This is a genomic window from Dietzia sp. DQ12-76, from assembly GCF_014145045.1.
Classification (GTDB): domain Bacteria; phylum Actinomycetota; class Actinomycetes; order Mycobacteriales; family Mycobacteriaceae; genus Dietzia.
In genome coordinates, this window is the sequence record NZ_JAALDV010000054.1 from 1 (window position 1) to 3,138 (window position 3,138).

Annotated in this window: 3 protein-coding genes; 2 read left to right on the forward strand and 1 reads right to left on the reverse strand. The window is 69.2% G+C overall.

Annotation, left to right across the window (positions count from 1 at the left end; genetic code table 11):
* The coding region (locus tag G6019_RS02770; RefSeq protein WP_182626997.1) for a TetR/AcrR family transcriptional regulator at positions 1-702 on the reverse strand (702 nt) is incomplete at its 3' end.
* Between the two features lie 89 nt (positions 703-791).
* Here G6019_RS02770 and G6019_RS02775 point away from each other — a divergent pair.
* Together G6019_RS02775 and G6019_RS02780 are read left to right on the forward strand one after the other, a co-directional pair.
* A complete protein-coding gene (locus tag G6019_RS02775) occupies positions 792-1,793 on the forward strand; it encodes a Rieske 2Fe-2S domain-containing protein (protein ID WP_156607265.1) in 1,002 nt (333 codons plus the stop codon).
* An 8-nt stretch (positions 1,794-1,801) separates the two neighbouring features.
* Positions 1,802-2,893 (forward strand): NAD(P)H-dependent amine dehydrogenase family protein, encoded by a 1,092-nt coding sequence (locus G6019_RS02780; protein ID WP_182613486.1) that lies wholly within the window; start codon positions 1,802-1,804, stop codon positions 2,891-2,893.
* Positions 2,894-3,138 lie beyond the last annotated feature (245 nt).

The following is a 3,138-nucleotide window of genomic DNA, read 5'->3' on the forward strand; positions in this document are numbered from 1 at the left end:
GGCCGCCGGACCCGGGGCCCGGTTCGTCAACATCAGGCGCAGCCTGCGCGTCATGTCGTCGGCCAGCGCCTCCGGGTCGCCCGGACGACCCGCCGCCACCCACTCGGACAACCAGACCTGGAGCGCGGAGATCGCCAGTCCCGCGGCGACGCGAGGCTCCAGTCCGTCGAGCTCCCCCCTGTCCGCCGCCGACCGCATCCCGGCCGCGATCACCTCGAGACCCGAACCCCACACCGTGCGCTGGGTCCCGTGCGCCCCCTCGACGCTGCTCGCCCACCCACCGCCGGCCCGGAGGTTCATCTCGAGATACGCCGGGTGAGCTGCGAGGAAGCGGAACACCTGCCGCAGGCCCGTGAGAAGTCGGTCGAGGCCCGGCTCGCCTGTGTCGACCTCGCGCACGCCCTCGAGGAGCGCGTCCATCCGCTCGCGGTGCAGGGCGTCCCAGATCTCCGCCTTCCCGGCGAAGGACTTGTACACGGTGGCCAGCGACAACCCGGCGGAGGCCGCGATCGCGTTCATCGGGGTGGCGGCGAACCCGGCCTTCCCGAACTCCCGTTCCGCGGCGTGGATGATCTGCCGGCGGTAGCCGTCGAGCCGCTCTTCGCGGGCCGTGTTCGCAGCCGGCGTCGCGGTTGTCGTCGCGGCTGTCGTCGCGGCTGTCGTCGCGGTTGTCGTCGTCGTCGTTTTTCTTGTGGCCTCCACGCCCCGATGCTACCGTCGCAGAATCGCCATTCTGCGCTTGTGGGAACCGGCGAACCGCTCCTCACTCACGCCAGGATTGGAGGCCGGCGATGGCCAGACCCCCGCTGCCGATGAAGCCGACCGGATGGTTCCAGGTCGCCTGGTCGACCGAGGTCCCCGACGGCCACGTCCACCGGGTGGCCGCGTTCGGGGAGGAGCTGGTGGCCTGGCGGAGTCGTTCCGGCCGGGTCACGGTCATGGACGCGTACTGCAAACACCTCGGAGCCCACCTCGGCCACGGGGGCACCGTCGTCGACGAGACCATCCAGTGCCCATTCCACGGCTGGCAGTGGAACTCGGCCGGGCGCAACACCGCCATCCCGTACGCGGACCACCCCAACCGCGGCCGCAAGATCAGGACCTACCCGGTGGTCGAACGCAACGAGTCGATCTACCTCTGGCACGACCTCGAAGGCCGCGATCCGTACTTCGACGTGCCCGACGTCTTCACCAGCTGGGACGACGGCGCGCGGGCGGAGGACTACCACCCGTGCCATCCCCGGACCACGCTCTTCGAACAGCGGCTGGAGTTGCACCCGCAGTACGTGTTGGAGAACGGGGTCGACTTCGCGCACTTCACCTTTGTCCACAAGGTGCCGATCATCCCGCTGTTCACCCGCCAGGACTTCGACGGACCGGTCTCCTACGTCGACTTCACCATCGCGTTCGAGGGCGAACCGGGATCGATCGAGGAGGTCGACAGCGGCGTGGAGGCCATCAACGGCGGACTGGGGGTTGCCGTCACCCGCAGCCACGGGATGGTCGACAACCGCACGGCGACCTGCGTGACCCCCGTCGACGACGAGACCTGCGACGTCCGGTTCTCCGTCTGGATCCGCCGGCGGCCGGACCTGGACGACGACGAGTCCGCCGACCGCGCCGCCGCGCACGGCCGCGGGGTGATCGAGCAGTTCGAGGCCGACCTCGCCATCTGGAAGTACCAGAAGTACTCGGACCCCGCCGCGCTCGCACCCGGCGAGTACGAGGGGTTCACCGCACTGCGGACCTGGGCCACCCAGTTCTATCCCGACCACGCCCTCCTCGAAAGGTGACATCACTCATGACCAGCGGAAACACGACTCCCGCCCGGGTGTTCCAGGTCGCCACCGGCAACGTCGGCAGCGAGATGATCAGGCGTATCGGCGCCCACCCGGACCTCGAGCTGGTGGGCGTCCACTGCTACACCCCGGAGAAGGTCGGCCGCGACGTGGGCGAGCTCGCCGGCATCGCTCCCGTCGGGATCCTGGCCACCGGCACCGTCGAGGAGATCGTCGCCGCGAAGCCGGACGTCCTGACGTTCCACGGGGTCTTCCCGGACGAGGACCTCTACCTGCAGGTCCTCGAGGCCGGCATCAACATCGTCACCACCGCCGACTGGATCACCGGTCACCACCGCGACCTCAACCATCCCCACCCGTCCGGCCGGTCGTGGCGGGAGATCCTGGACGAGGCCGCGAAGGCCGGCGGGGCGACCTTCTACGGCACCGGCATGAACCCGGGCCTCAACCAGATCCTGGGCATCGTCGCCTCGGCCGACGTGGCCGAGATCGAGAACGTCACGACGATCGAGTCCGTCGACGTCTCCTGCCACCACTCCGCCGAGACCTGGAAGGAGGTCGGCTACGGCCGGCCCGTCGACGATCCCGCGCTGCCGGGGATGCTTCGGAAGTACACCGAGGTGTTCGCCGACTCGGTGTACATGATGGCCGACGCGTTCGACCTTGAGCTCGATGAGGTGGTGTTCGACTGCGAACTGGGCGCCTGCACGGAGGACGTGGACTTGGGGTGGTACCAGCTGCCCGCCGGATCCCTCCGCGGGAGTTACATCAAGTACCTCGGAATGGTCGACGGCGTCTCGCGGATCGAGACCCACCTCGAATGGCAGATGACCCCGCGCACCGAGCCGAAGTGGGACATCAAGGGCTGCTACATCACGATGATCAAGGGCGATCCGCAGATCTACAACAAGCACATGATCTTCCCCGCCCCCGGAGTGGACCTCTCCGATCCCGAGGACTTCGCCTCCATCGGTATGACCGTGACCGGGCTACCCGCCCTCAACTCCATCCGGTCGGTCATCGCCGCCCCACCCGGGATCGTCACCAGCGCGGATCTGCCGCTGCGGACGTTCGCCGGCAGGTTTGCGAAGTAGGGACCTCGGGGCCGGCCGGACGCCGGGCCGGCCCGGCGCGATCCGTCGACTGGTGGAACCGTGCGGGGCCTCCGGGCCGTCAGACACTGTGACGGCGCGCGAGAGGGGACCGAGTGGTGTACACGATCGGCCGGGTCAGGCGGTGGGACGCCGCGGGCGTGACGACGGCGAGGTCTGCCGTGGCAGAGCGGCAGACCATCGCCGCCGAGGCCCGAACGACCATCGCCGACGGACGCTCGGCGCTC

Excerpts from the sequence above, each read along its gene's own strand:
- G6019_RS02780 (WP_182613486.1), top strand. The coding sequence starts at position 1,802 with ATGACCAGCGGAAACACGACTCCCGCCCGGGTGTTCCAGGTCGCCACC.
- G6019_RS02775 (WP_156607265.1), top strand. The coding sequence starts at position 792 with ATGGCCAGACCCCCGCTGCCGATGAAGCCGACCGGATGGTTCCAGGTC.